Annotated in this window: 23 protein-coding genes and 1 pseudogene; 11 read left to right on the forward strand and 13 right to left on the reverse strand. The window is 43.8% G+C overall.

Going from position 1 to position 24,768, the window contains the following annotated elements:
- Positions 1–130: 130 nt before the first annotated feature.
- Both serA and NST62_RS10275 read left to right on the forward strand, forming a co-directional pair.
- Positions 131–1,750 carry a phosphoglycerate dehydrogenase gene (gene serA, locus NST62_RS10270; protein ID WP_141602323.1) on the forward strand — a complete coding sequence of 540 codons (1,620 nt, stop codon included), beginning with the start codon at positions 131–133 and terminating at the stop codon, positions 1,748–1,750.
- Between the two features lie 115 nt (positions 1,751–1,865).
- Positions 1,866–2,549, forward strand: coding sequence for a TraR/DksA C4-type zinc finger protein (locus NST62_RS10275; RefSeq protein ID WP_181733237.1), 684 nt, complete (start codon positions 1,866–1,868; stop codon positions 2,547–2,549).
- A gap of 35 nt (positions 2,550–2,584) precedes the next feature.
- On the opposite strand, the gene NST62_RS10280 is transcribed toward NST62_RS10275, so the two are convergent.
- Positions 2,585–3,376, reverse strand: coding sequence for an HAD family hydrolase (locus NST62_RS10280; protein WP_141602324.1), 792 nt, complete (start codon positions 3,374–3,376; stop codon positions 2,585–2,587).
- A gap of 151 nt (positions 3,377–3,527) precedes the next feature.
- On the opposite strand from NST62_RS10280, the gene NST62_RS10285 reads away from it, so the two are divergent.
- On the forward strand, positions 3,528–4,139 hold the full coding sequence (locus NST62_RS10285) for a PH domain-containing protein (RefSeq protein ID WP_141602325.1): 612 nt from the start codon (positions 3,528–3,530) through the stop codon (positions 4,137–4,139).
- Positions 4,140–4,283: 144 nt separating this feature from the next.
- On the opposite strand, the gene NST62_RS10290 is transcribed toward NST62_RS10285, so the two are convergent.
- The 3 genes from NST62_RS10290 to NST62_RS10300 form a co-directional block, all read right to left on the reverse strand.
- Positions 4,284–5,798, reverse strand: a complete 1,515-nt coding sequence (locus tag NST62_RS10290) for a coproporphyrinogen III oxidase (protein WP_342462856.1) — start codon at positions 5,796–5,798, stop codon at positions 4,284–4,286.
- A gap of 311 nt (positions 5,799–6,109) precedes the next feature.
- The gene (locus NST62_RS10295; RefSeq protein WP_141602327.1) at positions 6,110–6,454 is read right to left on the reverse strand and encodes a YlbF family regulator; all 345 of its coding nucleotides are present in this window, start codon (positions 6,452–6,454) and stop codon (positions 6,110–6,112) included.
- A gap of 19 nt (positions 6,455–6,473) precedes the next feature.
- Entirely contained in the window at positions 6,474–7,616 is a 1,143-nt protein-coding gene (locus NST62_RS10300) for a DUF445 family protein (RefSeq protein ID WP_141602328.1), read from the reverse strand.
- A gap of 363 nt (positions 7,617–7,979) precedes the next feature.
- Between NST62_RS10300 and NST62_RS10305 the strand changes: the two genes are divergently transcribed.
- Together NST62_RS10305 and NST62_RS10310 are read left to right on the forward strand one after the other, a co-directional pair.
- The gene (locus tag NST62_RS10305; RefSeq protein ID WP_141602329.1) at positions 7,980–9,329 is read left to right on the forward strand and encodes a hemolysin family protein; all 1,350 of its coding nucleotides are present in this window, start codon (positions 7,980–7,982) and stop codon (positions 9,327–9,329) included.
- 75 nt (positions 9,330–9,404) lie between these two features.
- Positions 9,405–10,313 (forward strand): cation diffusion facilitator family transporter, encoded by a 909-nt coding sequence (locus NST62_RS10310; protein ID WP_141602330.1) that lies wholly within the window; start codon positions 9,405–9,407, stop codon positions 10,311–10,313.
- Positions 10,314–10,375: 62 nt separating this feature from the next.
- Here the strand turns inward: NST62_RS10310 and NST62_RS10315 are convergent, their stop codons facing one another.
- Together NST62_RS10315 and NST62_RS10320 are read right to left on the reverse strand one after the other, a co-directional pair.
- Positions 10,376–11,023, reverse strand: coding sequence for a response regulator transcription factor (locus NST62_RS10315; RefSeq protein ID WP_141602331.1), 648 nt, complete (start codon positions 11,021–11,023; stop codon positions 10,376–10,378).
- 13 nt (positions 11,024–11,036) lie between these two features.
- On the reverse strand, positions 11,037–12,146 hold the full coding sequence (locus NST62_RS10320; RefSeq protein ID WP_141602332.1) for a GAF domain-containing sensor histidine kinase: 1,110 nt from the start codon (positions 12,144–12,146) through the stop codon (positions 11,037–11,039).
- Between the two features lie 201 nt (positions 12,147–12,347).
- On the opposite strand from NST62_RS10320, the gene NST62_RS10325 reads away from it, so the two are divergent.
- The 3 genes from NST62_RS10325 to NST62_RS10335 are packed head-to-tail and all read left to right on the forward strand — an operon-like array spanning position 12,348 to position 14,140.
- Positions 12,348–12,773, forward strand: a complete 426-nt coding sequence (locus tag NST62_RS10325; protein WP_141602333.1) for a disulfide oxidoreductase — start codon at positions 12,348–12,350, stop codon at positions 12,771–12,773.
- On the forward strand, positions 12,774–13,241 hold the full coding sequence (locus tag NST62_RS10330) for a thioredoxin family protein (protein ID WP_141602334.1): 468 nt from the start codon (positions 12,774–12,776) through the stop codon (positions 13,239–13,241).
- A 56-nt stretch (positions 13,242–13,297) separates the two neighbouring features.
- The gene (locus tag NST62_RS10335; protein ID WP_342463292.1) at positions 13,298–14,140 is read left to right on the forward strand and encodes an RluA family pseudouridine synthase; all 843 of its coding nucleotides are present in this window, start codon (positions 13,298–13,300) and stop codon (positions 14,138–14,140) included.
- Positions 14,141–14,285: 145 nt separating this feature from the next.
- Here NST62_RS10335 and NST62_RS10340 read toward each other — a convergent pair whose 3' ends face one another.
- Positions 14,286–15,113, reverse strand: a complete 828-nt coding sequence (locus NST62_RS10340; protein WP_328215799.1) for an aldo/keto reductase — start codon at positions 15,111–15,113, stop codon at positions 14,286–14,288.
- A 221-nt stretch (positions 15,114–15,334) separates the two neighbouring features.
- On the opposite strand from NST62_RS10340, the gene NST62_RS10345 reads away from it, so the two are divergent.
- Positions 15,335–16,948, forward strand: coding sequence for a long-chain fatty acid--CoA ligase (locus NST62_RS10345; protein WP_328215800.1), 1,614 nt, complete (start codon positions 15,335–15,337; stop codon positions 16,946–16,948).
- 69 nt (positions 16,949–17,017) lie between these two features.
- Here the strand turns inward: NST62_RS10345 and NST62_RS10350 are convergent, their stop codons facing one another.
- Positions 17,018–17,242, reverse strand: coding sequence for a hypothetical protein (locus NST62_RS10350; RefSeq protein WP_246045851.1), 225 nt, complete (start codon positions 17,240–17,242; stop codon positions 17,018–17,020).
- A gap of 359 nt (positions 17,243–17,601) precedes the next feature.
- Between NST62_RS10350 and NST62_RS10355 the strand changes: the two genes are divergently transcribed.
- A complete protein-coding gene (locus NST62_RS10355) occupies positions 17,602–18,486 on the forward strand; it encodes a VOC family protein (protein WP_342462857.1) in 885 nt (294 codons plus the stop codon).
- 105 nt (positions 18,487–18,591) lie between these two features.
- Here the strand turns inward: NST62_RS10355 and trmL are convergent, their stop codons facing one another.
- Both trmL and queG read right to left on the reverse strand, forming a co-directional pair.
- On the reverse strand, positions 18,592–19,065 hold the full coding sequence (gene trmL, locus NST62_RS10360; protein ID WP_141602338.1) for a tRNA (uridine(34)/cytosine(34)/5-carboxymethylaminomethyluridine(34)-2'-O)-methyltransferase TrmL: 474 nt from the start codon (positions 19,063–19,065) through the stop codon (positions 18,592–18,594).
- A gap of 45 nt (positions 19,066–19,110) precedes the next feature.
- A complete protein-coding gene (queG, locus tag NST62_RS10365; RefSeq protein ID WP_328215801.1) occupies positions 19,111–20,247 on the reverse strand; it encodes a tRNA epoxyqueuosine(34) reductase QueG in 1,137 nt (378 codons plus the stop codon).
- Between the two features lie 140 nt (positions 20,248–20,387).
- On the opposite strand from queG, the pseudogene NST62_RS10370 reads away from it, so the two are divergent.
- Positions 20,388–21,074: pseudogene (locus tag NST62_RS10370) on the forward strand (phenylalanine--tRNA ligase beta subunit-related protein); the annotation flags it as partial.
- 1,073 nt (positions 21,075–22,147) lie between these two features.
- Here the strand turns inward: NST62_RS10370 and NST62_RS10375 are convergent.
- The 3 genes from NST62_RS10375 to NST62_RS10385 all read right to left on the reverse strand — a co-directional run bounded on the left by NST62_RS10375 (position 22,148) and on the right by NST62_RS10385 (position 24,756).
- Positions 22,148–22,366 (reverse strand): hypothetical protein, encoded by a 219-nt coding sequence (locus tag NST62_RS10375; protein ID WP_141602340.1) that lies wholly within the window; start codon positions 22,364–22,366, stop codon positions 22,148–22,150.
- A gap of 17 nt (positions 22,367–22,383) precedes the next feature.
- A complete protein-coding gene (locus NST62_RS10380; protein ID WP_342462858.1) occupies positions 22,384–23,271 on the reverse strand; it encodes an LD-carboxypeptidase in 888 nt (295 codons plus the stop codon).
- Between the two features lie 1,113 nt (positions 23,272–24,384).
- The gene (locus tag NST62_RS10385; protein ID WP_342462859.1) at positions 24,385–24,756 is read right to left on the reverse strand and encodes a hypothetical protein; all 372 of its coding nucleotides are present in this window, start codon (positions 24,754–24,756) and stop codon (positions 24,385–24,387) included.
- Positions 24,757–24,768: the final 12 nt, after the last annotated feature.

Raw genomic sequence — 24,768 nt, forward strand, 5'->3', positions numbered from 1 at the left:
GGAATGAAAGGAGTTATTTTATCGAAAACTATTAACTCAATTGTTTCTATTTGTTCGATATTTCGATATTGTAATTTCTGCTATTTTTTGAAAATAATTAATTAATAAAAAAGAAAAAGGAGTTTGTCAAATGGTAACAAAAGAAACTACAGCTACAGATGTAATTAAAGTATTTATTGCGGATCCATTAAGCGAAGATGGTATTTACCCATTGCGCGAAGAAAAAGACTTGAACCTTGAAATCATTATCGACACAGGCAACTCAAAAGAAGAATTGATCGAAAAAATCAAAGATGTGGATGCTTTAATCGTTCGCAGCGCGACAAAAGTTACCCGTGAAGTCATTGAAGCCGCCAAAAAATTAAAATTAATCGGACGTGCCGGTGTAGGTGTGGACAACATCGACCTACAAGCAGCAACAGAACGGGGAATCATCGTGGTCAATGCACCGGACGGCAACACAAACTCTGCGGCTGAACATACGATTGCGATGATGACATCCTTGGCCCGCCACATTCCTCAAGCTTATCTGTCTTTGAAAAATGGAAAATGGGACCGGAAATCTTTCGTTGGGGTTGAATTGAAAAATAAAACATTGGGCATTATCGGTTTAGGCCGCATCGGTACAGAAGTGGCATACAGAGCAAAAGGCCAAAGAATGAACGTGATGGCCTATGACCCATTCTTGACTGAAGAACGCGCGCAAGAACTCGGCGTAACAAAATCAACAGTTGATGAAATTTGCAAAGAAGCTGATTTCATCACTGTGCATACTCCGCTCTTGCCTGAAACGAAAAATATGATCAATAAAGAAAAATTTGACCTCATGAAACCGGGTGTCCGCATCATCAACTGCGCACGCGGCGGAATCATCAATGAAGACGATTTATATGATGCCATCGTGGAAGGCAAAGTGGCCGGAGCCGCTCTTGACGTGTTCGTGGAAGAACCTGCAGTCGGCCATAAATTGCTTGATCTGCCGCAAGTCATTGCGACGCCGCACTTGGGAGCGTCTACAGTGGAAGCGCAAGAATCTGTCGCAATCGATGTTTCAAAAGACATTATCAAATATTTCAAAACAGGCACTGTGACAAACCCTGTCAATATGCCATCCATTCCAAAAGAATTGCTTGCGGAAGTTGAACCGTTCTTTGAATTGGCCGAAAAACTCGGTTCATTCTTATCCCAAGTGACATCCGAACCGTTAAAAGAAATCAATCTGTTCTATGCCGGAGAAATCGCAAATTACGATGTGCGCCCACTAACAGCCAACACATTAAAAGGTTACTTGAAGAAAACTCACGGCGAAAATGTCAATGACGTAAACGCCCGCTACTTGACTGAACGCAACGGCGTGAAAATCAACGAAAACAAAACAACAACAGCCAAAGGGTTTACGAACTTGATTACAGTGGAAGTAAAAACAGAAAACGAAACACATTCTGTAGCTGGTACTTTGTTGAACGGCCTTGGCGCCCGCATCGTAAAAGTGGAAAACTTTGTGGTGGATGTCATTCCTGAAGGCCACTTATTATACATCCGCAACATTGACAAACCGGGGGCAATCGGCCGCGTAGCAACAAAACTTGCCGAAAAAGATATCAACATCGCTACGATGCAAGTGGGCCGCGAACGTGTAGGCGGTAAAGCCGTCATGATTCTTGCCATCGACAACGTAGTGACTCCGGAAGATTTGGTCTATGTTGCACAATTGGAAAACATCGACGAAGTAAAAGCCATCACATTATAATCCCCAAAAACCGGGCAAAGTTGAACTTTGCCCGGTTTTTTATTTTGGCTGCCAGACCTTTGCGGCCACATAAACCATATGATTCTGCCCATACTACGAACGAAAGGATGTGATCATGATTTTAACGGAAAAACAGATTGCGAAATTAAAAAGGCAGCTGATTGAAGAAAAGCATGCGTTAATGAAAAAACAGCCGCAGGATGATCAAGCGTTTGACAGCGGCAGCATCCGGAATTCCGTTGATGAATTATCGACTGTCGACAACCATCCGGCTGACCTGGCGACCGAATTATTTGAACGGGAAAAAGATCTTTCCCTGAAAGTCCACCAGGAAGATGAACTGGCCAAAATTAATGCCGCTTTGGAAAAAATCAAAAACGGCACATATGGAATATGCGAAATCTGCAAAAAACCGATTCCATACGATCGTTTAGCGGCCATTCCATATACATCTTTTTGCATTGAACATGCCGAAGCCAAAGAAGTGCCGACGGACCGGCCAACGGAAGAAGATGTGCTCGTTCCGCCTGTCGATAACTCCTTCGCCGGAAGAAAACATGACGGCGCTATTCAGGATTACGAAGATACATTCCAAGCAGTCGCAAAATACGGAACATCCGAAACTCCATCGGATTTCGAAGGAGATATTGAAGACGTGAACGAACTATACGACGACCCGGAAGAATATGCGAATAATGACGATCCCCAATCCTTCCACGTCTCGTTAAAGGATGAGATTCCTTTCCCCATGTCAAAACAGGAAATCGAAGAAGCGAGCAAATATGATTATTTGGAATAAAAAATGCGAGACAAAGGCGTCTCGCATCTCTCCCGTTATGAAATTTTTTCAAGCAGTTCAAGGAACTCCGTCAAAGATTTCACTTCATAAGTAGGAACAATTTCCGGATTTCGAGGTTTATTCTCGCGATTGATCCAGACATTTCTCATGCCTACCCGCGAAGAACCTAATATATCCGTATTTAAATTGTCTCCTACCATAATCCCTTCATCAGGGGTGATACCGGCCTTCTCCATCATGTATTCAAAAAGGGACGGATCCGGTTTCCCTCTACCGAAATCTCCGGAAATAATGATATGGTCAAAATATGGCGGAATTTCCGGAGTCAGCTTCAATTTCAAATTTTGCAGACTTGGCGCGCCGTTAGTCAAAAGGACTAATTGATATTTTCCTTTTAATGCATCAAGCACTTCAAACGTATCTTCATAAACAAAAGGATGTTTTTTGCGCTCTTCCACAAAACGCTCGCCAAGCTCGGCGCCAAATTCCTCGTCATCAATGCCCAAAGCTTTTAATCCCTTTGTCCAGGCGTCTTTCCGATATTGAGGAACGATGTTTTTCATTTTTTGGAAAGATTCGGTCGGATCGTCAAATGTCCCCCACAATCCTTCGAACGGATTGATGCCAATCAATACTGTATAATCATATGTTTCATAGGATTCATAAAGCTTTCTGGCCTCTTTTCGAACAGCTTCTTCCAATTGTTCAGGATCAAGTTCATACTTTGTTGCCGCATATTGGCATGTTTTTTCGAATGCGGTTTTGATGCTTTTTTTATCCCATAGCAGCGTGTCATCCAAATCAAAAACAACTGTAGTAATAGCCATCTCCAACTTCTCCTATTATTTTTTTGTTGCCAGTTTCTATTCTATCATATATTTTCGTTCTATCCAGATAGCAAAAAAATTGAAACCTCTTTCCGCTCCATCCGTATTACTTTATGGAACAATCACTGCAAAATTGAAAGGGGATAACCGGATGTTAAAAAAATTCGCATCTGACGCATTGGGACTTACGGATATCGGGAAAGTGATCGGACCGCAGGATTACGATAAAACGGATTCCGATGATTATGTCTTGCATGAAATCGGCGAGAAAATTTATTTTTTAATTAAAACGAAAGCGGATGAATATTGCTTTACGAATTTGGCGTTGATCCATGTGGATGGGGATATGGCCGTCAGCAAAAAACGCACTTTAAGAAGATATGAATACAAATGGAATCCGATCAGCAACGTTTCTTTGGAAACGGCGGGAACCATCGACCTGGATGTGGAAATCAAATTCACCATCGGCAACACGCCGTTCAGCATCGACATTGACAAAAGAGAATTGGACAAGGTCAAAGACTTGTACAAAGCGCTTGTTGAAATGGAACGCATCATGAAAGACAACCAAAAATATATCAAATTTGCCCAAGACAGCCTGGAATATGCGCAAAAAAGCCTTTCCGGCGTAAGGGCGCAAGGTTCTCCGGCAGAATCATTCAAAACGATTGCCGAATTTACGAATGACTGGTTGACAAATATGAACAAAAAATACGCCTACGAAGACTATGGCAACGTATTTGAATTGTTTATCAACAATTAATCCATATGGTGGATAGCGCCCGCGGATGATGGGCGGGCGTTTTTTGGCATTTCGGAAGCTGGCGGAAATTTATAAAATCCAAAATGAGTTTATCGCCTGTCTTCGATAGATTATCGCCATTTTCAACCGTATAATCGCCAAACCTTACTTTTTCATTTGTACCCCATACAACTCATCCAACATCTCTATTTTTTTCCTGATCGCCCTTTCAAATGAAGTAATATATTGGAAAGGTTCCTTTGGATTATAATATTGCGAGATGGCCCCGGTTTCCGGATCGACGAATTTGGAAGCCGCTCCGCATCCGATGCCTATAATCGTCTGCACTTCCTCCATGATGACGATATTGTAGATGCTTTCCTTGCCCAATTTGGAGTACCCCACATTTTCCAAATTCCCTAAAATATTTTTTTGACGGTACAAATAATATGGATGGTACCCATTTTCTCGCGTCCAATTTTGGGCTATTTCCATCATTTTTGCCACCGTCGGGCGGTCGGCCACTTTGTACTTTTCTTTATTCTTTGTCATTTCCGATGCCCGTTTAAATGACAACGTATGCACGGTGAGGGATTCGGGCATCAGTTTCCCCGTTTCATCCAAAGAATGTTGAAACTCTTCGATTCCCTCGTTTGGCAAGCCGATAATCAAATCCATATTGATATTCTTCATGCCCAAATTCCGCGCAAGCCAAAATTTATCGATTGTTTCCTGCACCGTATGATGGCGTCCGATGGCTCTCAACGTTTCATCGGTATAACTTTGCGGATTGACGGAAATGCGGTCGATTCCCCATTTTTTCAACACGGCGATTTTTTCAGGGGTAATCGTATCCGGACGGCCCGCTTCCACCGTAATTTCCCGGATGTTTTCAGGATCAGGGAACGATTCGTACATCGTTTCGTAAAGTTCATCCATCTCATCCGCTTCAATCGATGTCGGCGTTCCTCCTCCCCAATAGATGGAAGTGACTTTCACGTCATGCTCCTTCAGCCATTTTCCGATTTCCCTCATTTCAATTTTCAACGCATCAAGGAAAGAATCCACTCTGCCGGTTTTCCGGTTCGGGGCGATGGCGTAGGCCGGGAAAGTGCAATAGGCGCATTTTGTCGGACAGAAAGGGACGCCGATATATACGGAAACTTCTTTCCCGATTTCATCCAGATCCGGAATTGTTGCCAATTGCCGCTCCACGATGGATTCCAACAAAGAGATTTTTTCATCGGATACGCGGAAATCCCTTTTTAACACTTCCCGGATGTCATCGCGGGAAAGACCTTGCTTTCGCAATTTATGATAAAGCTTGGTCGGACGGATGCCTGTCAAAATCCCCCATTGTTGCTTAATGCCTGTATATTGTTCAAGCACGTCCAGCAATACATGGGACATGGCCCGTTTCATGCGGATGTTTTGTTCCCTTTCCGTACCTTCCGTGTCATATTCTTTTGTATACGTGCTGCTGCATGTTTTCCCATCCGCTTCCAGTTCGCTTGCCGCGGAATACCGATTGTTTTCCTTTTTATATTGAAAGCGAATCGACAGATCCGGATTCTCAATCGCTTCGTACAGTTTACTATCTTCGAAGAACAAATTCGCTATATGGGTTAATACGCGGATCCAATCTTCTTTGAAACGTTCATGCACCAAAATTTTCTTCATTCAAACCTCTTCCTTTATATTGACTTTCAGCTGAACTTTATTTTATCAGTCATAGTCTTAAATGACTATTAATTAACGCAGTTTTTTCCCATGAAAATAGTTTATATGTAACATCTGTACAAGAGGAAACGCCATTCCCCAAGTTTATACTCTTTACGCCCGAGAGGATACCCCATCCGCCCGAGCCTACCCGCTTTCTGCAAAAATACCGTTTCTTTTTTATTAAAACGAACGGTTCACCACTCTTCAAACAAATAAAAAATGTCCGGAAAGTCAAAAACTTTCCGGACATTTCCCCACCGACATATTCCTTACAGCCCGTCATACAGTGATTGAATCGGTTTGATCAATGAACGGTTCACTTCATCAATCAGGCGGCTTAAAGCCATTTCGGCTTCCAACATTGCCATGATTTTAGGATTTTGTTGCGCCAATTGCGCCGTTTTTTGCAAATGGATGAATTCATCCTCCTGCAGCTCTTCGCCCTGCATTTGCTTCTGTTGCAATAATAACTGGGCATCGCGGAACTGTGTAAAAATCGTTCTTGCCTGCTCGTCGTTGCGCACGATTTCCACAGCGCCTTTTAACTTTTGAAACTCTTCCGTTTGGCTGATGGAAGTTTCTAAACTTTGGATCGCATTCATAAAATTGCTCATCTTATCATTCCTATTCTTCTTATTTTATAAATTGTACAATCAAACCTTGTACGATACCAATCAATCCGCCCAAAAAGCCTCCTAAAAAGGTAATCATCGCCAGTTCGCGGCTTGCAATCCCCACCACAATCTCTTCCAGCTTTTCGATCGGGAATGAATCCACCTGCTCCCGGACAACTTCTTTAATATCCAGCCGTTTCAGTACATCTTCAAGATGGGATTCCGCGATTTCCAATGCTTTGTTCACTGCTTTTGGCATCAGCTCATATTTTACCCAGTCGTTTCCATTTGGAAAATAATAGTGAATGGTTTTGTTTAACCGCTCTTCAATGGCCAATTCCTTTTTGGCATAGGATTGGATTTGAATCAGTATTGGTTCTAATTGTATACCATTTAGGTAATGAATGATAGGGCGTTTTTTAATTTTTTCCCACTCGTCATTCATGATATTCATGATCGAATGTTTTGTTTCCGGTGAACGGAGAATGCGTACAAGTTCATGCTGGATTCTCGCCACTATCGATGAAGAATCGCTGAAAAACATTTGGAAGATTCCGCCGATGGTTCCTTTTGAAGCAAGGAAATCATTCAACAGATTTCTGATGGAAACTTCTCCGCCGGGCGATAAAATGTAATCTTCCCCTTTTTTGAGCAGCGTCGCAACCAAATCAGGAATCTTCTCGTCGGCCTTTTCCATGATGTCTTCCGGCAGCAATTCCTCAATCGATTTTGTCGACAGGGTGCGTTTCAGTTCACCAAATTGCTTTTCAATCAGTTCATCCACTTTTCCTTCGATTTTTTCCGGCGCATCTTTTATACCCGCTAGTTCCAGCCAATCTTTGATGGTTTTATTGTTTAAAAAAATCATTTCTTCCGCTTTCGATTGGGCAAACTGCAAAATGGCAAAACGGATTTCCTGGGAAAACAACTTATTTTTGATGACATCCGGCGTCAACAAATAATCGTTGACCGTAATCCCGATCTGCCTTGCCAGCTCGCCCCTACGCTTCGGAATTAAACCGGGGGTGAAGGGGATCCGCCATTTTCCTATATACATCGGTTTATAGGGCCGAAAAATCATTTTGATGGCCAAATAGTTGGTAGCTCCTCCGATAATTGCTCCGATGACTGCCATGGATAATATAAGTAAGATTGCTTTCATGTAGATCCTCTTTTCCTGAAACTATGATTTTCCATTATATCAAAAGCTTTTTGGCTGCAAAAATGAAAGCCGCATTGATTAATACGTTTTCATTGAAGTATTGTTTCATCAATCACCAAAGTTATAATGCATATCAGGCGGTTTCCGTTATAAGGAAATTTTTTCTCTGCCACAGGTTTTAAATTTCTTCGGAAAATGGCATATAATATAAATGAAATGACTCGGAATCTTCTGAAAATTTCGGAGATGATAATTTGTATTTTTTGCGAAAATGCGCTATTATAAATTTATTGAAATAAATTTATTTGTAGGAGGTGTACTCCTCATTTCACCCCTCATTCGGGCGTGGGACGAGGAAAGTATTTGGACGGAGACATAGCAGGGCTGACCATTAAGTTAGCAATTTTTGTCTTATTAATTTTGCTTTCAGGATTTTTCGTTTCCACTGAATTTGCGATTGTAAAAGTTCGATCAACCCGTATCGACCAGTTGGTGGAAGAAGGAAACAAGAAAGCAATAAAAGCGAAAAAACTGATAGAAAACCTTGACGAATATTTATCTGCATGCCAATTAGGGATTACCATTACTTCATTAGGTTTAGGTTGGTTAGGGGAACCTACCGTACAAATGTTATTGAATCCATTATTCCAATGGATTGGCGTGTCAGGGCCTATAGCCGATTTTGTATCATTCATAATCGCCTTCAGTATCGTAACGTATCTCCATGTGGTTGCCGGCGAACTGGCGCCAAAAACGTTAGCGATTACAAAGGCCGAATGGGTGACACTTAACTTTTCAGGTGCGCTGTACACATTTTATAAAGTGATGTATCCATTCATCCACCTGCTCAATATGTCTGCACGCGGTTTGGCAAGAATCTTTGGCGTGAAATCTTTCAATGAAACAGATTCGGCCCATACGGAAGAAGAACTCCGTATGATTATGGCGGACAGTTTCAAAAGCGGTGAAATCAAATATTCGGAATTTGAATATATGAACAGTATATTTGAATTCTCGGACCGCACAGCCAAAGAAATTATGGTGCCGCGAACAGAAATTACAGCAATCGAAAAGAACGTTACATTAAAAGAAGTGTTTGAAGTAATGGAAGTGGAGCAATATACCCGTTATCCGGTCATCGATGGCGACAAAGACCACGTGCTTGGCTTGGTCAACTTGAAGCACCTGTTAACGGCTTATATTAAAGATCCCAAAAACGCAGATAGACCGGTTTCTGATTATATGCAGCCAATCATTCGGGTAATTGAAACGGTTCCTATCAGCGACCTGTTATTAAAAATGCAGCATGACCGTATACACATGGCAATCCTAATGGATGAATACGGAGGTACTTCCGGATTGGTAACCATCGAAGACATCATCGAAGAAATCGTCGGCGATATCCAGGACGAATTCGACGAAGATGAAATTCCTGAAGTACAAGTGATCAGTGATGGCCATTACATTATAGATGCAAAAATGCTAATTGACGATGTCAATGAAATGTTAGGTACTCATATTGACGATGAAGATATCGATACGATCGGCGGATGGTTCTGGACTCAGCGCTACGATGCGACTGAAGGTGACAGCTTTGTATATGATGGCTACGAATTCAAAATCAAAGAATTGGATGGCCACCATATTTTATACATTGAGGTCATCAAATTGCCGAAAGAACAAGAAATGGATGTATATCAAATCGCCGAATAATGATTTATGTAAACGACTTTCTTTTAAAAGAAAGTCGTTTTGTCATGTTCGGGACTTTTGCGGGGAGGAAAAAAAGTGGAGCTTTATACAAATTTGCGGGCAGGGGAAAAAGGCGCCTGGGTCTCCATCGGGACATACCTTTTTCTCAGCGCAATGAAACTCATTGTCGGATATATCGGAGGTTCCGAAGCCTTAAAGGCGGACGGATTGAACAATACAACAGATATTATTGCATCTATCGCCGTATTGATCGGACTGAAAATTTCACAGCGTCCCCCGGATGAAAACCATCGGTACGGCCATTTGCGTGCCGAAACGGTTGCATCCCTGGTTGCATCCTTTATTATGGTGGTTGTTGGAATAGAGGTCATCATCAATTCTGTTATGAACATCATAAACCCTGTTCGTGAAACACCCTCCACTTTGACGGCCTATGTGGCGCTAGGCGGTGCGGCTATCATGTATGTTGTGTACCGGTACAATTTAGCCCTATCGAAAAAGATCAAAAGTTCGGCATTGAAAGCGGCCGCCTACGACAACCGTTCCGATGCACTGGTCAGCGTCGGCACCGCCGTCGGAATTTTTGCGGCGATTTTCGGTTTTCCGATCATTGATACCATCACCGCCCTAGTCATCGGGATGCTGATTATCAAAACCGCTTTCGATATCTTTTGGGAGTCGGCGCAAACATTGACAGATGCCTTTGATACGGAAGAAATCGAAACATTGGCCACGTTGATCAAAAATGTGGACGGAGTGATCGATTTGGTGGATATCAAAGGGCGGACCCATGGAAATGCCACATTCATTGAAGTAACGGTGACGGTCAATCCTGATTTGAACGTCCGGGAAAGCCATCGCATTACAGAAAAAATTGAACAGACGATTCAACGATTTGATATCAATTGTACGGTGCTTGTACATATAGAGCCCCATGAAACGGAAAAACCGGAAGAATTGAAAAATAATAAAAGAGCGGATTAGTAAAATTCTAATCCGCTCTTTTTTTGGACAAGCCAGTTCCCCGGAAGTCCAGCATGCGAATACTATTTTCCGCTTCCTTCCGTCAATCCATGTTTGACGGCATACAGGGCCGCCTGTGTCCGGTCCTGGACTTCCAGTTTTGCAAAAATATTGGAAATATGGGTTTTTACTGTTTTTTCGGTGACGAACAGCGATGCGGCAATTTCCCGATTGCTTTTCCCTTTCGTCAATTCCGCCAGAACGTCCATTTCCCTCGGCGTCAAAGGGTTTTTCACATGAGGCAGATTTTCCTCTTCCCTCAACGTTTCTTCCAATTTTGTCGTCGCGGCCGGATGCATGATGCTCTCTCCGCGCATTACTTGCCGGATGGAAATGACCAAATCATCCGGTTCGATGTCTTTCAATTGATAACCTGCGGCACCAGCTTCAATGGCCGGAAGAACATGATCTTTATCGGAAAAACTTGTCAGCATGAGAACTTGCACTTCGGGCCAGCGGGCTTTAATTTTCTTCGTCGCTTCGATGCCATCCATTTCCGGCATCACCAAATCCATGAGCACGATATCCGGCTGCAACTGTTCGACCAGCCGGAGCGCTTCCGCTCCATTTTTCGCCTCTCCCACCACTTCAATATCCTTTTGTGTTTTTAAAAAGAACTGCAAACCTCTGCGAACTACATGGTGATCATCCGCAATTAATACACGAATCATTGGATTTCCCCCCTTAATAAGGCAACCGAACAAACAATTCGGTTCCTTTTCCGATTTCCGACACCCATTCGGCCGTTCCTCCGAGGGCCGCCGCCCGGTCCCGTATGGATTGCAGGCCTATGGAAGGTATTTTTGTATTTTGGTCGATTTTAAATCCTCTTCCTTCATCTTTAATGACAAGCAGAATATCGGTCTGGGTCACCGTCAGATAGATGGTCGCTTCCTGTACTCCCGCATGTTTTCGGATATTATTCAAAGCTTCCTGGGTGATACGGAACAGGGCTTCTTCCACCCTTGAAGGAAATTGGATGACGCCCGAAACATTAATGGTCAGTTTCAGCTTCAACATTTCCGCGTAGGCTTTGATGGCATCAATCAATCCGCTTTCCAACCCTTGCGGCCTCAATTGCCAAATAAGCGCGCGCATTTCGGTCAAAGCGGACTGGGTCAAATTTTGGATTTCCCTGAAGGTTTCCTTGATTTCCTCTTGGTCCGTCATCTCCACACCTGCGCGGGCCGTCAATGTGACAGAAAACAATAATTGATTTACCGAGTCATGCAAATCACGGGCTAGACGGTTCCGCTCCCGGACCAACGCCATTTCTTTTTCCTGCTGCGTCAAGTAAATGCGTTTAATGGCGGACCCGATTTGAAAAGCCACAGATTCAAGAAGTTCCAATTCTTCTTCGGTAAATTCAACGGTATAAGGGGTGGCCACATTTAAAATGCCGAACCGTTCATTCCCCGACTGCAACGGCACCGTGGCGTGATGGGTAATGCCCGCCGTATCCCCCACCCGCGCGGAAATGGCATTTTCAATCCGCTGGCATTCAATGATGTTCGATGCTTTCTTTAATTGATTGCGGCGAAACCGCGAAACGCACCAGCAGCCGCCTTTTTTCAAATATTCGCAGTTGTTGTGGCACAATCCGTCCGGCAAATTTTCGTGAACGACGAGGTCGATTTTTCCATTGTCATCAATGAAGAAAATCCACCCCGTGGAAAAATTTGTCCCTTTCAACAACTTTCTGAGCGCGCCTTTCAACATCGGGATTAATTCCGTTTCTTCATTGAGCAATTCTGCAATCTCTTTTAATAAGGTAATATTGGAATGATCATTCACGGCTTTTTACACCTCGGCAAATACTTTGTAATGTAATGATAACACTCCCATTTTTTCCGCGCATTTATGGACCTCTCAGACTTTTGGATGAAATCCCTTTTTCTCGAACTATTCAATTCTATGAAACGAATTCATTTACTTCGAAGTCAAAACATTTTATAATCAAAACTACATGGAAAAAATAATACAGGAGAAGTTGCAATGAACAAGAAATTGGAGAATAGTTTGCTATTTATATGGCTTGTATCATTGACGGCAACACTTGGATCTTTATATTTCTCGGAAGTCCGTGGATATGAACCTTGCGAGCTTTGCTGGTACCAGCGGATTCTGATGTATCCGATCGTGTTGATCACCCTTGTGGCATACATTCAAAAAAATGCCCGCATCGCCGTGACGACAGCGGTATTTTCATGCATCGGCGGAATGATTTCCCTCTATCATTACGGGCTTCAAAAATTGGACTTTTTGTCCCAACACGCTCCTGCCTGCGGACGGGTTCCATGCACGGGGGAATATATTAATTGGCTCGGCTTCATTACCATTCCATTTTTGGCGCTCACTGCATTCCTGCTGATTGCCATTACAAGTTTTTATATGCTGAAACTGATGAAGGAGGATCAATAATTGAAGAAGCTTGGAATTATTGCGGCCATTGTGGTGATTCTGTTTGCCGCGGTCATCATATTGACAAATTTATCAAACAAAAGCAAATTGGAAAACAATCCTTACGGTACAACGAATTTAAAACAATCCACCATTGACCTGTTGGATGATAAAAATTATCAAAATATCATTTTGCCGGACGATCTCCGGAAAAAAATCAAATCAGGGGAACCGGTTGTTGCCTATTTGTTCAGCCCGGAATGCCCGCATTGCAAAAATATGACACCACGCCTCATGCCGATCGCGGATGAAATGGGCATCCATATCGACCAGTTGAACATTTTGGAGTATGAAAAAGGCTGGGACGAGTATGATGTGGAATATACGCCTACATTGATTTATTTCAAAGACGGAAAAGAAGTAAAACGGGAAGTAGGCGCCATACCGGATGAAAAAATCCGTGAGTTCTTGGCAGACGTTGAAAAATAATGATACGGAAGATCGTGTTCTTTTCAGGACACGATTTTTCTTTGGAGGAAAAGATGATGCGGTTTCAATTTGAAATTCAACAGGACGGAATGACGGTTGAATCCCTGCTCAGGGGAAAATGGCGTTTAGGAAGAAAACTTGTTCATGAGCTGCGGATGGCCAAGGCGGTGAAAAATCAGGACGGAGCCCCCCTGAAATGGAATGAACCTTTGTCCAAAGGGACTGTCCTCCATTTTTCAATGGATGTTCCCAAGTCCAGCTACTCGCCGGCAAAACGCTGCGAAATCAAAATCCGGTACGAAGATGACCATATTTTAATCGTTTCAAAACCGAAAGGCATGAGCACCCATCCAAACGACGAAAAGGACCGGAATACTTGCATGAACCATGTGATGGCTTATATCAGGGAGAAGGGCCTGGCCTACGCGGAACATGTCCATCGGCTCGACCAGGGCACGGAAGGATTGTTGATTGTCGCCAAACATCCTATCGCGAAATCGGTGTTTGACCGGATGATAGAGGAAAAATCCATCATCCGCACTTATGAGGCGGAAGTGGAAGGGATTATCAAAGAGAATCAAGGAACGATCAATGCGCCGATCGGAAGGGACCGCCACCATCCGACCCGCCGGATCGTTTCGAAAGCGGGGCAGCCTGCCATCACCCACTTTAAAGTGGTCGAAAGAAAAAAACATACAACGGTCGTCCATTTGCATTTGGAAACGGGGCGCACCCACCAAATCCGCGTCCACATGGCGCATATCGGCCATCCGATTGTGGGGGATGCTTTGTATCGCGCGGGTAAAACCGAAACGGGCGATTATAAACTGCATGCCATTCGGTTGGAATTTGAGCATCCGTTTTTAAATAAGCGGATTGTTGTAAAAGATCAATCATAATATCCCATCTTTGAAAACGCCTCCCTTTTATAGGGCGGCATTTTATTTTGCCAAACGATGTGGACCGCAGTTCAGGAAAACGTCTTCGCCCATAAAAAAGCAGCGCAAACCGCATGCGGGTTTGCACTGCCGGCATATCACAACATTAAAAATCGAAATGGAAGTTGTCCGGATTTTGGCCAAACCGTTCGTTTTTATTCAAAGCTTTGATTGCGGACATGTCTTCATTGGACAATTCAAAATCGAAAATTTGCATATTTTCCGCAATGCGGCTTGGTCTTACCGATTTTGGTATGGTGATGGTGTCATTTTGATAATGCCAGCGCAATACGATTTGGGCTGGAGTTTTTCCATGTTTCTCCGCAAGTTTCACGAGCGTCCCATCGTCCAAAATGCGGCCTTTCCCGATTGGAGCCCATGCCGTCACGGCAATATTGTGCTCCGCGCAAAAAGCCCTCAGTTCATCCTGCTGCAAATACGGATGGCACTCCACTTGGTTCACCATCGGCTTCACATTGGCTTTTGCAAAAATTTTTTCCAAATGTTGCTGGTGATGGTTCGATACACCCGGCACGCGGATCAATTTTTCTTCATAAAGCCGTTCAATGGCGCGGTACGTATCGACAAATTTGTCTTCCACCGGCCAGTGGGTCAAATACAGATCCACATAATCGAGACCCAATTTTTGCAAAGAAGTTTCGAAAGCGCGAAGGGTTTCATCATAGCCCTGGTCGGAATTCCATACTTTTGTTGTGACAAAAATCTCTTCTCTCGGGATGCCGCTTGCGCGGATGGCTTCCCCCACTTCCCGTTCATTGTTGTAGAGGGCGGCTGTATCGATTGCCCGATACCCCAACTTCAGCGCTGTCGAGATGGCGTTTAACGCTTCTTCCCTGTCCTCCATTTTATAAACGCCAAGACCCAAATAAGGCATCTCCACACCATTTGCCAATGTTTTTGTCGGTATTGCCATGAAATCACTCCCTATCCATTCGTTAACTCTATTATAAACCAAAATTCCTACTAAAAAATCATATTTTTTCAACCAATTTTATAAGGATTAAAAACTAATCTAGCAACTTTTTCTGGTTTAAGTTAAAATATTCTACAAAAAGAATAAATTTTATTAATATTTTCTATTTATTTCAAATATATTTATTGAGAATGATTTCAAGCAAAGGGGAGTATGTTGATATGATGGACACGCCTTTATTATTGACAAGCTTTTTAAAAAGGGCCGAGCGGTTATTTCCGGAAAAATTGATCATTTCCCGTACGGCTCCGGACACGATCCACCGCATTCCTTACAAAGAATATGCAAAACGCACAAGAAAACTTGCAAGCGCTCTCACAAAACTCGGCATGAAACCCGGAACAAAAGTAGGCTCTTTCGCCTGGAACCATCACCGCCATTTGGAAGCATATTTTGCGGTGCCTTGCGCAGGCGCCATTTTGCACATGATTAACATCCGCCTTTCGCCTGAACATATCAGTTATGTCATTAATCACGCGGAAGATGAAATCCTTTTGGTCGACGGAAATCTATTTCCATTAATCGAACAAGTCATCCCTCAGTTAAAAACCGTCAAGCATATCATCGTGATGCAGGACGACAAAACCGTTCCCGAATCGTCTTTCCCTAACATCCATTCCTATGAACAATTATTGGAGGAAGCGGACGAATTCGAATTTCCAGAAAATTTGGACGAAAATTCGCCTGCAGGCATCTGCTATACAAGCGCGACGACCGGGATGCCAAAAGGGGTTGTTTACACTCATCGAGGGCTGGTTCTTCACAGCATTTCCCTCGGATTGGCGGACAGCATGGGCATCAGTGAAAGGGACGTGATTATGCCGGTCGTTCCGATGTTCCATGTCAATGCGTGGGGAATGCCGTTTGCCGCGGTGAATTACGGTTCAACGCAAGTCTTGCCTGGACCGCATTTTACACCGGGACTCTTGCTCGATTTGATTGAACAGGAAAAAGTCACATTAACAGCCGGTGTTCCGACCATTTGGCTTGGCGTTCTTCAGGAACTGGAGAAAAATCCGCGGAATGTATCATCGCTTAGGGCGATCGTTTCCGGAGGCTCCGCGTCCCCTAAAGGGCTAATCCAGGCCTTCGAAGACAAGTACAATGTTCCGTTCATCGTCGGTTATGGCATGACGGAAACATCACCGGTCGTATCCTTGTCCAACTACACATCGGCAATGGATGATTGGACAAGGGAGGAAAAATTGAATATCCGCGCAACCCAGGGGCTCACTGTGCCGCTGTTGGATACAGAAGTTGTAAATGAACAAGGAGAAGTTCCTTGGGACGGAAAAACGATGGGTGAACTCCGGGTGCGGGGGCCTTGGATTGCCCATGAATATTACAAAGACGAACGCACAAAGGACGCGTTCCGCGACGGATGGCTCTATACCGGCGACATTGCCGTCGTGACACCTGAAGGATATATTAAAATCACCGATCGCACAAAAGATTTGATTAAAAGCGGGGGCGAATGGATTTCTTCCGTGGATTTGGAAAATGCCCTCATGACCCACGATGCGGTGCTGGAAGCGGCGGTCATCGCCATCCCTCATGAAAAATGGCAGGAACGTCCGCTCGCCTGCGTCGTATTAAAAGAAGGCAAACATGCGACAAAAGAAGAATTGCTGGATTATTTAAGAGGCCAATTCGCAAAATGGTGGATTCCTGATGATGTCGTTTTCTTAAAAGAAATTCCGAAAACGTCCGTCGGGAAATTCCTGAAAGCGAAACTTCGCGAAGAGTTGAAAGATTATAAAGTGCAGCAAGCATAAATATGAAGATGAGCCGCCGCGGAAGCTAATCTCTCCGCCCGGCTCATCTTTTCTTTGAGGGAACAAAACCTATTGCAAAAGATTGTGTTTGTTTTTCAACCTATTATGGGAATTCTCCTTTTTCCCTTTTTCCTGGACATCCATTTCATCCGATTGAATCGGGTCGGGAATCCGGCTATCTTCCTCCAGCTGTTCCCCGTCCCTCAAACGTTCCATCTGTTTTCCCAACCAGATGCAATCTTCCATATTATTGGTCATATGCCCGTTTTCCGGCCTTTCATTTCTATATTCCACCCAAATACCTCCCTATGATTGATACTAGTTATTGTGAACAAAACCGTAAAAAAAATGATATAGTAATGTAAATTTAATTAAGCTATACTAAATGAGAGATATTTTTTACTTAGGAGGTATACTTCCATGGGTACTGTCTTAATTCTAATCGTTTGCTTGTCATTCATCACTGCCATTCTAACTGCAGGCCGCGAAGGGGATTATACTGAATAATAATCTCTGGACATTTGAAACAATATAAAAAAGGCAATCCTGACAAAAGGATTGCCTTTTTTATTTCTTGACAATCCCAACTTAAATAAATAAACTTAGTTACATAAAGTAAGTTTGTGAAAATAATTAACTATAAGGTGATTTTCATGGCAACCCATTTTCATCAAAAGCCGAACATGTTTGTTTCCCATGTTCAAATAAAAGTATCCGACCTGGCCCGTTCGATCCGGTTCTACAAAAATATCATCGGCTTTGACATATTGGAACAAACCGGCAATACCGCCGCTTTTACGGCAGACGGCAAAACAAGTATTTTATCCATTGAACAGGTGGAGAATGCCCAGCCTTTGCAAAGGGAGCGTACAGGACTCTACCATTTTGCGATTTTGCTCCCTTCGCGAAAGGATTTAGGCAATTTCGTCCAACATATTTCACAGCTCGATGTTCCAATCGGAGCGGGAGACCACCATGTGAGCGAAGCCATCTATTTATACGATCCGGATGGAAACGGAATCGAAGTGTATGCGGACCGCCCCGAAGAGCTATGGATCTGGAATGGAAACACGGTGTACATGACAACGGAGCCGGTCAATTTCCGTTCCCTCCTTGAGATTGCGGATGGAACATGGAACGGATTGCCGGAAGGAACGGTGATGGGCCATATTCATTTGTCCGTCTCAGACCTCCGAAAATCCGAGGCGTTTTATACAAAAGCTCTGGGATTTGAAGCCGTTGCCACATACGGAAGCCGCGCATTGTTCATTTCCACCGGGAAATATCATCACCATATCGGACTAAATACTTGGGAAAGCCTGGGCGGCTCCCCCGCCCCTGAAAACAGCGTCGGCCTCAAATCGTTTACATTGGTGCTCAACGACAGTGAACAGGCGGAAAAAATCAAAAACAATTTGAAAGAAATGGGGCACGTGACCGAGATATTCGAAGGAGCGCCGAAGTTCGGAGGACGTCAAGCCTTCTCCACGGTCGACCCTTCAGGCATCCGGATTGTCTTTACTTTGGATGAACAATAAGAAGCGGAAAATGCGGGAGTATTGGACTCCTCCCCTTTTCCCCATTGAAAGAAGAAAAAGCGGATTGGGCAGAAGTCTCCCCGATCCGCTTTAAAATCTTAATCTTTATTTCAATCCAGGGAAATTTTGTTGGCGCAGCGCTTCATAAATCACGATGGCCGCCGCGTTGGACAAATTAAGGGATCTCACCTTATCCGTTTGGGGAATTCTCAACACCCGGTCCCGATGCTTCAATGCGAAATCTTTCGGCAAACCTTTCGTTTCTTTCCCAAAAACAAAATAAATATCTTTATTCCGGTCGCTGAAATCAAAGTCTGTGTAATACTGGTCATTGTATGTTTCGATCAGATAGAGCTCCCCGTCCTTGGCGTATTCCACAAAATCATCCAGCGAATCATGGTATACGATGTTGACATGCTCCCAATAATCCAGGCCAGCGCGTTTCAACATTTTATCATCGGTAGAAAAGCCCAAGGGACGAATTAGGTGCAGCGTCGTATTTGTCGCGGCGCAAGTGCGCGCAATATTTCCCGTATTCGGCGGAATTTCCGGTTGATACAGTACGATATGTAATGGCAACTCAAGACACTTCCTTCTTTATTACTTCTTCACACATGCAAGGGGCTAGCTCTCCTCCAGCAGCGCAAGCCCCTTTTGAATTTCCCGGATCACCTCTTCATCTTTTTCATGATGAAGGGCTTCATGCAATGCTTCTTTCGCCTTTCCTCCCCCGATTTTGCCAAGAGCCCAGGCACAAGTGCCACGGATGACAGGACGCTCATCTTCTTTCAATAATTCTATCAATATCGGAACGGCCGATTGTTCTTTGAAATGCGCGAGGGCCAGGATGGCATTTCGCTGAATCGGCTTTTTACCGCGCCAGGCGCCCGCCATGGAGCCAAATTTCCTTTTAAACTCTTTATTCGAAAGTTTCAAAAGCGGCTCAAGCAAAGGCTTTGCAAGTTCCGGATCCGGCATAAACTCACCATGGATCCAATTGGTTTTCCCTTTGTTTTTTGGACAAACGATTTGGCATGTATCGCATCCATAAAGCCGGTTTCCGATTTTCGTCCGGAATTCATCCGGCAAAAACTCTTTCGTCTGCGTCAAATAAGCAATACAGCGCTTTGCATTGAGCTGCCCCGCATCCACCAATGCGCCGGTCGGACAAGCATCGAGGCACAGACGGCAGTCCCCGCATGCATTTTCAATCGGCTGATCGGGAGGAAAAGGAATATTCGTGATCATTTCCCCCAGATAAACGTAAGAACCGAATTCCGGAGTAATTATCGAACAATTTTTGCCGCTCCAGCCGATGCCGGCCCGTTCCGCAACCGCCCGATCCACCAGTTCCCCCGTATCCACCATCGATTTGACCACGACATCCGGAACGCGTTCCCTGAGCCATTTCTCTATAAGATCCAACCGCTCTCTCACTGCGGCATGATAGTCCAATCCCCACGAGGCCCTGGCAAATATCCCTCTCCGCTCCCCCTTTTTGCCGGACGGGGGATCTTTCATTTTGGACGGATAAGCCAGGGCGATGGCAATGATGCTTTCCCCTTCCGGCAGCAGCCCTTTCGGATTCGTCCGTTTTTCGATGTCTTTCTCCTCAAAACCGGATTGGAAATTCAGCTCCTGCTGCCTTTTCAGCCGGTTTTTCATCTCATCGAAGGGGGATGCGGATGTAAATCCGATTTTGTCCACCCCGATCGATTTTGCATATTCTTTCAATTCATTTTTTAGCTGTTCAATTTTCATAGTGGATGCCGCCCAAATGTTTTCGAGCGGCCGGCCGGCACCTCCCTTCATCTCAAAAATTCATCAAAAAATAACATAAATCTACTTTCTCTTCTATTTATGGTACAATAGGTATACAAATCATTGGCAGGTGAATGCGGTTGAACCTTTCAATCAATAAAAATGTATTTTCACGAGTTCCGGATCTAAAAATCGGCATTATTCATTATACCAAAATTGTTGTATCTCCATCGCCCCAAATGATAAGGGGAAGATTCCAATTTTTTCAGGAAAATTTATATTTTGAATTGCAGGATGTTCCCGTAACAGAGAGGCCGGGAATCAAGGAGTGGAGAACCGTCTGGAAGGCGCTTGGAGCGGATCCGAACCGTTACCGCCTTTCCGCAGAAAGCCTGATGAGAAGGGTCGCCAAACAAAATTTCCTGTCCCCCGTCCATTTAGCGGTCGATTTAAATAACTTTTTTTCACTGCAATATGAAATCCCGATCGGCATTTACGATGCGCAATGCATTTCGGGAAACATCGAAATAAACCTGGGCACTGAAGAAATCGGGTATGAAGGGTTGAACGGACGGTATAATAAGTTAAAAAATATCTTGTATACGAAAGATGACATGGGCCCATTCGGCAGCCCGTTCGTCGATTCCGTCCGGACAAGCGTGACGGAAGGGACGACGGAAGCATTGCAAATCTTTTATTTAAGGCCTTCCCTGGAAGAATCGCAATGCAGGGAACTTCTTACATCCTGCGGCAAAATGTTTACCCAAGTGGCCGGTGGAGAATTCAGGACAGAACTGTTAACCGCTGAAAATCCAAGTATTACGATTGAGGGTGAAGCAATGAAAACAATCCCGTTGGCAGAGGGCATTAAATTAAAAAGCATTTTGACGAAAAAGGTGCAGGAACTGATATATGAAATCCACGGCAATGCCCATGTAGTGGTGGAAAAAGGAGAAACGCCAAAACAGTCCGGCCGTCCGCTTGCCGAAATTGAAGCTGAGCTCGCGCAAGTAAGAAAAGATATCCGTACTTTGGATAAACTGATTTACCGCGCGAACATCGATCATACCATCGAGTTCAAAGGAGAATCGATGCCGCTGGTTGAGGCGATTGAACTGGCGAAACAGCTGCGGGCGGAAGCCAATTTGTGCAAGGATTTGGGGAATGCGGAAAAAGAAAAAATCTATACAACGAATGGCGAAGGCGCGATTCTGTACGAAGTGGCCATGTATGATCCATGCGAATACCGGGAACGGGCAAAACAGCTTGAAAAAGATGCGCACCGTCTGTCCAATTTAATCAACGCCAAAAACTACGAAATTCATATTGAATTTGATGATTCGAACTATTTCTGATACACGGGAATCTCTCCCCCGGGGAGGTGAGAGTCCTCCCCGGGGTGTAACGGCTGTCATTTATATTCTTTCAATATTTGGAAAAACCATTTACCATTATCCAGTCACTCATTCACCCTTAGCCAATTCCCAACTATTGCAAAGGTCGAATATAGTTATATAACGATACCTAAGATGTATTTCAATGGACAGCCGTTACAACACAGGCTGCCCGGAAAGCATCCGTTTTCCGGGCAGCCTCATTGTTTTATATCGAATTTCATATTCCTGAATTTAGAAATATAATTCATGTAGAAAGAGGATATAGCCAAAACATGGAACTTTTTTCATCTTTGGAGGTATTGGGATTTTGGGGAAAGTCATCCCGCTTTTTTTCAACAAATAAGAGAAAAATGTTGGCCGTATTCGTAAATATTATTCTGCTATTATTTATTGTCCAAGAAATTTATCTAAATCCGGATGTTCCCATGACAGAAAATATAATCCTTTCCCTGGCTGCTACGGCAATCTATGAGCTTATCATCTATTCGGCTGATTAGGGACGCTCATCTTTTCTTCGAATCGTTGTTGGAAAAGATGAACACCAGAGGAGGAAAGAACAGGATGAAAAAATACCATCCGAGTGACAGGAAAATGGGAATCAGCAAAAAGGTAACCCCGGAAAGAACCGTCAATAGGGATCTTTTCTTTAAACCATAAATTCCAATGAAAAATCCGAGGGCAATGCATATCAACGATAGAATTTTCACCCAGTTCCAGTCCATTTGATCACCTCTATATGTTATTCCACACCCGGCAGCAACCGCAGCACTTTTTCATCGGCGTCCAAGATTGCTTCCACCCCAAGGGGGATGCCGAGGTTTGGCAATGAATGTCCGATGTTGAAACCTGCAAGCGCAGGTTTTTTATATGGCAATAAATATTCGCGCAAAAGGGCGTTCACTTCTTCTTCGCCATTTCCCATCCTTCCGATGGCGAAACCTGATGCTTCCTTTAATTTTCCTGCCAATCTTAACCGGTTCAGCATATTGTCCATTTCCTCAATGGCCAAATCCACTTCTTCCAACAACAAAATTTTTCCATGTACATCAATTTCAAATTTAGTCCCCAGCGTATCCGTGATGCGCCGCAAATTTCCCCCAATGATTTCCCCTCTGGCGGCACCCGGAGAGATGCTTTCAAGGGGCGACAGGGTTTCATCATAGTAGATTTCGTATGGCGCAAACAGCTGGTAAAACATTTTTTTCGACCGTCCGTCCAGTTCCTCCGAAAGGGCGGGTCCATGAAAAGTCGCCACATCGGCATACCGGTGGAAGGCGATATGCAAATAAGTGGCATCCGAACATCCCCAGAAAATTTTGGGATGTTCCGAAAGCAGCGGATAGTCGATTCGGTCGGCGATTCGCGCCGCGCCATAACCGACGCTTGCACAGAAAATCGCCTTCACTTCCGGATTTTCCATCATTTGATGCAAATCCCCCAGCCGTTCTTCATCCGAACCGGCCAAATATCCGCCATTTCGGCCGATGGTTTGTCCCAACTTATATTGTAATCCCATTTCTTCAAAAAGCGTCAATTGCGGACGCAATTTCTCCAATGGAACGGGATTGCCGAGGGCGATGATGCCGACCGCATCCCCTTTTTGCAAACGTTTTGGCCTGATTTTCATCGTTTCCACCTGCAATTTATCATTTACTAAACACTATATTAACAAAAGAATGGAAACATTTCTTCCGCAAATGCAAGGTTTGATGATTGGGGATTGGAATCATCGCCATATGGATGGGCTTCGTCGCCAATAGAAAAAATAACCGCTAATGGAAAAATGGGCCCCCTCAAGGTTGGGATAATCGCCAAAACCGGGAAGATTATCGCCATTCACATGCTCTTTATCGCCAATAGCAATAATATAATCGCCAACGCCAACGGAAAAACGTGTCATCAGGGAGAGCAGACATAGCAAAAGAAGGGAACGAATGTGCAATTGAAAAACTCTGTCTTTTTGGAGAGAAGGAAATCGGCCAACGGAAGATTTAACTCTACCGAAGACATAGAATTCGAAAATGAATCCTTCCATTAAAAGTGAAGGCTGAAAAAAGGTGGGGATATAGGATATAGAGGCGTTTCTTTTACGGCGGCCTTGTTCGCTTTCACCGCATATAAAAGGCATCAAGAATGACTACATTTTAATGTCTCCATACGAGCAAGGATAATAATTGAAAATGTCCATATAGAATTAAAGGGAGCCAGAAAGCCGAAACTTTCTAGCCCCCTATCCCAAACAAATTCCCGATTCCACCCTCCGGTCCATGTCCCAGACGGGTGGAGCCATAATATCGATAGGATAAATGAAAAGCTTTAAATGTAAAAGCCCGAATTAGTCACTCCCCCTGGACCAGTTCAATCTCAATCCATTTTCTTACGCTGTTGATGAACCAAATTTTTGAACACGTTTTTAAATCATCCAGCGTCAATACCTTTTCCTGAATCCGCCCCGTTAGCCAGAGGAGGAAAAAAGGGAATATTGAGAGGCGATAATAGTCAAATAGAGGAAGATATTAGTCATTTCTTCAAAGATAATAGTCAATCTTAAGAAGATAATAGCCATTGTGGAAAAATAGGGAATACTGAGAGGCGATAATAGTCAAAGTTGATTCGATAATAGCCAAAATGCCAAGGATAATAGTCAAACTTGGCAAAATAATTGCCAAAGCATTAGAAAAGAGCGAATGAGAAAGCCAATCATCATTCTCATTCGCTCTTTTGAATAAACCCACGTTTTCTAGAACAAAGACATTTGTTCCTTTTCTGTCAGTCTTTCCAACGCTTCCGGTTCATGGTCGCGGAAGTATGCGTGGTGGAGCCATTTTTCCGTTGTGACGATTTGTTTATTGGCTTGTTTGGCTTCACGGAGTTTGCAGCTATAAATTACAGGGAAATAATCCCGCAAAAACTTCCCTTCCGCATGGGCGGTCAATGCGATGATTTGAAATCCCAATTGTTCCGCAACAAAGAAAACCGGACTGAGCACATGATCGCTCGATGCTTTGCCGAATGGATTATCCAAAATCACCACCCGGCTGTGCTTCATGTTTGTTTTTTGATGCTGTTTCTTTTCAGCGACGTATTTTAACAAGCCCAAAAACAACGTCATATTTTTGCTCCA

It is taken from the genome of Ureibacillus sp. FSL K6-8385 (assembly GCF_038593155.1).
GTDB classification, from domain to species: Bacteria; Bacillota; Bacilli; order Bacillales_A; family Planococcaceae; genus Ureibacillus; species Ureibacillus terrenus.